The sequence below is a fragment of the Candidatus Cloacimonadaceae bacterium genome (assembly GCA_030693415.1).
GTDB lineage: Bacteria > Cloacimonadota > Cloacimonadia > Cloacimonadales > Cloacimonadaceae > JAUYAR01.
In genome coordinates this window covers 1-7,502 of the sequence record JAUYAR010000015.1, presented here as the reverse complement: position 1 = coordinate 7,502, position 7,502 = coordinate 1, and the positions used below count along the sequence as shown (strand labels likewise).

The window sequence follows — 7,502 nt, the reverse complement described above, 5'->3', positions numbered from 1 at the left end:
ATGCCAGCATGCCATTGGCAGCCCGTTTCCAATCCCCCGCAGCTATGTATGCCAAGGTGTTATTAAATTCAAGCAAGCCACCAATACCCAGGTTGAAACACATGTTCAGCAGCACAGACTTGCGGACTTCATCCAAAGCATTGTAAATCTCAGGAATCTCATCCAAAAGCTGTCTCTCGCAGTTCTGGATATTATTCTCCAAGAGCAGATAAGCTTCTGTTTGGGAGATCCCACAGTCCTCGAGATTGCGACCGATACCGATGGTTAGCTTACCTGCCGTACAGCGGTAGGGTTTGAGCCGCAGACCTTCATGTCTAAGCAGTTGTTCTTTGATGCGTTCTAACAGCTTGGCTTCCATCGTATCTCCTTGCGAGTAGTATTGGATACTGTATCTGGAGCAAAGAAGCCACTACCCTATATTAACACAAATACGGATGCATAAGGATGCAACAGATTTTGTGCTTGACAGATATCTCGTACAATCCACTATAGTTTTTATGCTATAATAAAGAAATATGATTAGCCATATAGATAGGATTAGAAAATGATACGATATGGCTTGAAAAGTGGTGCTTATGTTTATTTGTTGTTGTAAGAAGGAAAAGTGAGAACTTTCATCATTTTTATCATTGTGCTGTTTTGTGCTCCCTTGATGGCACAGATGTCAGCTTACTCTGGCTCGACCATACTTGATAGCTTATATGCGATCCCAGAGCTGGACGGTGATATGGCAGCTAACACATCAGGTGTAGCATTTAGCATGAATACCACGACGTATGTATTCGAAGTCGGAGATTTGGGCTATCCTTATGAAAACTGTTCGGTGAGAGCATTTATCAGCTTTCCTATTCCACTTATACCCAGTGGCTATTCACTAGTGAATGCTACAATCCGTTTATACCAATTTTCAAGTGGCGGAATTGAGCAACTGGAAGATTCGACATACGTTAACACTTTCTTTCCCCACTGGGAAGTAGCAGGTGGAGACACAATAAAATGCATCGTGAGCCATATTGATTACGATATCAGCTTGGGGCTTGACGACTGGGCAAAGGGAGATGAGGGCAATCCTCATACCTTTAATCCCAATGTGGGTGAAATTACCTGGCAGGGAATTAATGAACCGGGAAATGAACCGGGACATCATGGCGAAGCAGGCTACCGCTATCTGGATATTACCGATTGTGTGCTGCATGATCTGGCAACAGGCAGCATCTTCAGCCAATATCGGATTGCTTTCCAGATCAATACAGATTATGATTATGGATCGGATTTCGTGGCGTTTGCCAGCATGGAGAACGTATTTGAAGAATACGATCCAATCATGTTTTACACACTCTACAATCCCAGTTCAGTTTCGGATGATTTAAGTCCCGGGGTATTGGTCAATGCTGTTCCAAGTCCGAATCCCTTTTCATCCCGGGTTACATTTGATATAAGTTTAAAGAATCATGCTGAGCTAAGTATCAAGCTCTATGATCTGAAAGGACGCTTGGTAAAGGAACTGAACACAACCCATTATTACAAGGGAAGACATAGCATAAGCATGGATACTAACGATCTAACCAACGGAGTATATCTTTTGCAAGTAAGGGCGGGTAGTGAGATAATCACTAAAAAAATCACCTGCCTAAAATAAAGGAGGAGAGATGAGAACACTCATCACCTTAGTCATCGTAATGTTCTGCCTTCAACTGTGGGCACAGGTACCAGATACCACAAGTGTAGCCCCGGGCAGATTGATCATCAAGGTCAACCAGGCATTTCAAACTATCGGAACCCGTACAGATGGGATCATCGAGACGGAACAAACATGGTTCAATAATCTGGCAATTCAATATCAAGTCGATGTGCTCCGGAAGATATGGTCTTAAATCCGAACAAACCGCTCTGAATCTTGCTCTTTCTCTCTGGTTAACAGAATTGATCGATAAAGGCAAACCAATCATGCATGAGCAATCGCTGATTGCCAATCTGAACATCTCCCAAATCTGTCAAGAAAATGTGAAATGGAAGCACTTAGACCACTTATTCTCCAAGTGCTCTGGTAAAGCAGCGTAGAATGGTGATGATTTTTGAACAGTCTCCCCCCAGTATGCATGGCGGCACAAAGAAAACAGTTGACATATTTCGCGTAGCGATTATCTTTGTAATATGAAGAGCATGAATTAAACTATCTCTGCGAGGTAAACTGATGTTTAACTATAAAAAGATCGATTGCGCTCTCGGATACGGGTTGTGCGAAATAGGTAATAGACTGATGATAAGGAACATAGGAGATTATATATGAAAAAGGCATTCGTTTTATTGATAGTGCTTATGGCAGCCACGCTCATAAGCGCCGACGCTAAGAGATTTTTGAACATGCGCGAAGTTCAGATCACACCTGAAGTTTTGGAACAGGTGATGCAGAACAACCAATTGGTGCGAGGACCTTCGTTTAATTTTTCTTCCACACCGTACAATCTGCCGGACGCGGTCGATATTGCCGATCCTTTGACGGGTAGGTTTTACGAAGACGTTCCGTGGATCAAGGATTTCACCCGGCACATCGTGAATCCTGGCGGGGGAACGCTCTATCTGTATCATAGCACCCCGGAGCATTTTATTATCACCCAACCCGATCCCGGCAACCCATTGAAGCTGCGGTTCCAACCGATCCCGCAGCAATGGTTTGGAACGGAGCTTATGGTGATTACTGTATCGGACGAACCCTTGAGCAGAACTGACCGGGCGATGGCAACGGCGATCATCCGTTTGAATGTAACCTCCGTTCCCGATCCGCCGGTTTTTCACAATTTACCAGCGGGGAATATATTCTATACTGACGAGGATGTTTCGTTTTCGCGAAATTTCCAAGATTATGTCTATTGTATTGACTCAGCACCCACGAATTTTGACCTGTTTGTTGCCCAAACGCAATTTACACTGCCTTACAACGTTGCAACAACCCAATCACCAGGTGTGAACGGGCATAACGTGCTTTTTAGTCCCAGACGAGACTTCAATGGTACCCAATCTTTTCTTGTTACAGCAGTGGACAGACTATCAAGCGGATTTTCCACTCAGGAAATACATGTAGTAGTCTTACCGCAAAACGATCCACCCGAGATTCTTTCCTACAGTCCTCCGCAAGGAACAATCACGGTCAATCAGGATCAAAATGTCCTCTTTAACGTGAATGTGATCGATATCGATGGAAACGCGTTGACTCATACATGGACATTGTCGGGAACTTTCAACGGCGTGCCCTTCAGCAATGTTGTTTCCACATCATCATCGCTTGACTATCTTTTCAGCATCCCCGGAACCTACAATCTTGTTTATTCGGTCACAGATGGTTGGGAGACCGTCACTCTTCAGTGGACGATAATAGTGAGCCCGATCGGACCGATCTTCACACCCTGGGGAGCTACTTTCGATCATGGCATCAGCGTCCTACTTTCGTCTCCTCCGGGTTATGAAGGCGCGACAATCTATTTCACTCTGGACGGCAGCATTCCGACAAGTTCATCCGCGGTCTATTCACAACCAATCGCTCTGCCCGCACTTCCAAACATTGAAAACATCAAAACGATCAAGGCGTTTTTCATTCATCCGTCCTATCCGCAATCGCAGGTGGTGAGCTCTACTTATCGGATCACCGGCAGAGTCGCAGATCCGGTGTTCAATCCCGTTGGCGGGTTGTATTATTCACAGACCAGTGTGAATATCACTTCCGCCAATCTGTCTGCACAGATCTACTATACAACTAATGGGAGCGATCCCGTTCCAGGCAATCCGGGGACGTTTCTATACACTGTGCCGATCGTGGTTCCCGCTCAAAGCACCAGGATCATCAAGGCGATCGCTATACGAACGGGTTGGATATCCAGCAATATCATCACGCATACCTATATTGTCACCGGAGTCGTCACGATCAATTCCTACACGCTCAACCCGCCACCTCCACCTGCTGGAGAGTACTATACTGTCGAATATGGCAGATTCATACCTCTGACGATCGAAGCTTTGTCGATCACCCCACCTTCGGCGGTTTTGTGGTACACTTTGGACAATAGCGTTCCGGGTCCCTCCAATCCCAACTCGCTGATCTATACAACGGGAACGGTCATCGAACTCACTAATCCGACCTGGGTCACCTTCCGGGCATACAATCCGGACTGGCTGCCAAGCACAACGTATAGTTTCTATTATGATGTGCGCGCCAGAACCTATATCGAGTTCTTTGCCAACGGAACGATCTTTAATCCCGCACCCGGATCCAGCACTGTGCCGATCTTTGTGTCGATCAATACAGTCACTGTTCCACTCGGAGCGTCGATCTACTATACGACCGATGGAACCGACCCGGTGGCAAATCCGGCGTTGCTATATACTGGACAGATATCGATCACCCAAACCAAAACGATCAAGGTCTTGGCGCAATATCCTGATATCTGCCCCAGCCAAATCTATGTGGGAGTATTTGAGATCACCGGCAGAGTGGACACTCCGGTTTTTGATCCCCCACCAAGCAGCTATTTCAATTCGATCTCGTTGAGCATGAGCACGATCCTTCCCGGCACCAGGATATTCTATACTCTGAATGGAGCGGATCCGCTTCCCACGGACATTTCGCCGGATTCCTACGAATTTCTGGGACCCTTCATTCTGGGCACCGGTCAACATCATATCCGTGCCAGAGCATACAAGGTCAACTGGGAACCGAGCTTTATCCGTGAAGGTTATTACAGTATTGGCGTCCTGCCCCAACCAATATTCAATCTCGTGGGCGGGCTGTATTTTGATCCGATCGTGGTGAGGCTTTCCGTTCCTTCCGTGCCCACTGCTTCGATTCACTATACCACGGACGGCAGCGTTCCTACCACCGCTTCCACTCTCTATAATGACGCGATCGGCATCCCGATCGGTTTGGAAACATCAATGGTGATCAAAGCGATCGCCTGGCAGGGAGGCTGGACGCAAAGTGACGTTGCCACGCGCACTTATCAGGTAACCGGCACGGTTGTTAGCCCTGTTTTCGTTCCCGGCGGGGGAGATTATCCCTCCGCGGTCAACGTTTCGATCAGTACTTCCACTTCAGGCGCAAACATCAAATATACACTTGATGGACTTGACCCCACCGCAAGCTATGGGATCGATTATATCGGTCCTGTGAGCATTGCATCCAGTTCAACGCTGAAAGCGAGAGCTTTCCTCGCAGACTGGAGACCATCATTGGTGAACGTTGCCGAATATACGATCTTCGGCAATATCGCCAATCCGGTATTCACTCCCGGTCCGGGGACTTATACCTCGGCTGTGAACGTATATATTTCGGTAAATCCTCCCGATGCGATGATCTATTATACAACGGATGGATCGGTGCCGAGCGAAATCAACGGCATCGCCTACCTGCCCGGAACCCCGATTCTGATCGGTTCAAACACCATGATCAGAGCGATCGCGATCAAACCGGGATGGAACCCCAGCTCCGTTGTGAACGGGCAATACTTCATCACCGGAACGGTCAGCACACCCAGCTTCAATCCTCTTTCCGGTCAATATGCCGGCGCGCAAACAGTTACTATAACCACTGCCACGCCGTCTGCGACAATCATTTATACGACAGACGGAACTGAGCCGTCCCGTACAAACGGACTCGTCTATACCGGATCGCTAAATATTAGCACGAGTGCGATCATCAAAGCTTTCGCGTATCTTGCCGGTTGGAATGATTCCCAAGTAGCCACTGCTTCCTATGTGATCAACGGCGCGATCGGACATCCGGTGTTCTCTCCCTCGGGCGGGTACTACAATAGCATCCAGACGATCAGCATCAACGTCTATCCCACAGACGCGACGATCCGCTATACCTTGGATGGATCTATTCCCAGTCTCGTGAATGGAATGACCTACAACGCCCCGCTCATCGCCAATGAACACACCTTGATACGCGCCTATGCCTACAAGGCAAACTGGCTGGATTCGGCAATCAACAGCGCGGAATATTTCTTCGTTACCGCAAATCCCGTGTTCTCGATTCCCTCAGGCTCCTATCCCGATGCGCAGACGCTTACTTTGAGCACACCTACTCCCGGCGCGAGCATTCGCTATACGATCGATGGTAGCGACCCCACCGACATCAATGGCATACTCTATACCGTTCCGCTCTCCATCAACACGAGCACGACCGTCAAAGCCATCGCCTATCGAAACGGATGGATCAATTCCAATGTGATAATCAATGCGTATATCATCAATGGTCCTGTGTCGAATCCTGTATTTTCGGTTAACGGCGGTGATTATTATGTTCCCTTCGCGGTGACAATCAGTGCCATTCCCTCAAATGCCACCATCTATTACACGCTGGACGGATCGGCACCATCGGATGTGAATGGATTTGTCTATGCCGCACCGGTAAATATCAATGCCGGCACCACTCTCTCCGCCAGGGCATATTTGAATAACTGGCAGCCTTCCGGAGTCACAACCGCTATCTATAACATGATCACGAGCCCGGTAGCTTTCAATCCTCCCGGTGGCACTTATGCAGCCAATCAATTGGTGACGCTATCGACCATCAATGCCGCTCCGGTCATTTATTACACGCTGAATGGCAGTGATCCAGTGATCGGAATCAGTGCGATCTTCGATCCGCTTAGTCCGATTCTTGTAGCTAACAATCTCATGATCAAGGCGATTGCCCAGGTTGCCGGATGGAGCCCATCCATCATCACCAGCGCCACTTATGTGATAAACATTCCCCTGCCGGTGGTTGCCACCCCGCAGATTGATCCTCCCAGCGGAGTTTTCACCTCGCCACAGAACGTAATGATCTCAGTTTCAACCCCGGATGCCGTCATTATCTTTACAACTGACGGCAGCGAACCGACTCTGCTGAACGGAACGGTATATACTGCTTCGTTCACGGTGAGTGTCAGCTCTACTATCAAAGCCCGCGCTTTCAAGGCTGGTTGGGATCCTTCGACGATCGCGACCGCTCAATATATCATCGTGATTCCGATCCAAACCGTTGCCGCGCCGGTATTCAATCCTCCCGCGGGGATATATGGCGCACCGGTAAACGTCTTGGTTTCTTCCGCCACCGCGGGAGCGTCGATTCGCTACACACTGGATGGAACCGAGCCCTCTGAAACGTTTGGTACAATCTATGCCGATCCGATCAACATCGCTTCCACTACTACGATTAAAGCCATTGCTTATAAAGTAGGCATGAATACGTCGATGATCACCAACTCCAGCTATGTGATCAATATCATTATCCCCGCCGTCGAAGCTCCGGTATTCTCGATCCCCTCGGATACGTATCAGTCTGTCATTGATGTGGCTATCACAAGCAGTACCTCTGATGCCGGTATCCGTTATACAACGGACGGCAGCAATCCCAGCCCGACCTTTGGCACGATCTACACGGGAGCGATCAACGTTCCTGAGAACAGTTCGCTATTTATCAAAGCGATCGCTTACAAGGATGGTTGGACTCCGAGCCAGATCGT

The 7,502-nt window shown here is 48.2% G+C and carries 4 protein-coding genes; 3 read left to right on the top strand and 1 reads right to left on the bottom strand.

Annotation, left to right across the window (positions count from 1 at the left end; genetic code table 11):
• The coding region (locus tag Q8M98_00865) for a glycoside hydrolase family protein (GenBank protein MDP3113300.1) at positions 1–358 on the bottom strand (358 nt) is incomplete at its 3' end.
• 246 nt (positions 359–604) lie between these two features.
• Here Q8M98_00865 and Q8M98_00860 point away from each other — a divergent pair.
• From Q8M98_00860 to Q8M98_00850, 3 genes are all read left to right on the top strand, one after another.
• Complete coding sequence (locus Q8M98_00860) at positions 605–1,639, top strand: T9SS type A sorting domain-containing protein (protein MDP3113299.1); 1,035 nt, start codon at positions 605–607, stop codon at positions 1,637–1,639.
• Positions 1,640–1,649: 10 nt separating this feature from the next.
• On the top strand, positions 1,650–1,874 hold the full coding sequence (locus Q8M98_00855) for a hypothetical protein (GenBank protein ID MDP3113298.1): 225 nt from the start codon (positions 1,650–1,652) through the stop codon (positions 1,872–1,874).
• Positions 1,875–2,286: 412 nt separating this feature from the next.
• Positions 2,287–7,502, top strand: a 5,216-nt coding sequence (locus Q8M98_00850; GenBank protein MDP3113297.1) for a chitobiase/beta-hexosaminidase C-terminal domain-containing protein, incomplete at its 3' end; no start/stop codon positions are given.

What these genes read in the sequence shown, in the direction of transcription:
- Q8M98_00855 (MDP3113298.1), top strand. Translation starts at nt 1,650, where the DNA reads ATGAGAACACTCATCACCTTAGTCATCGTAATGTTCTGCCTTCAACTG.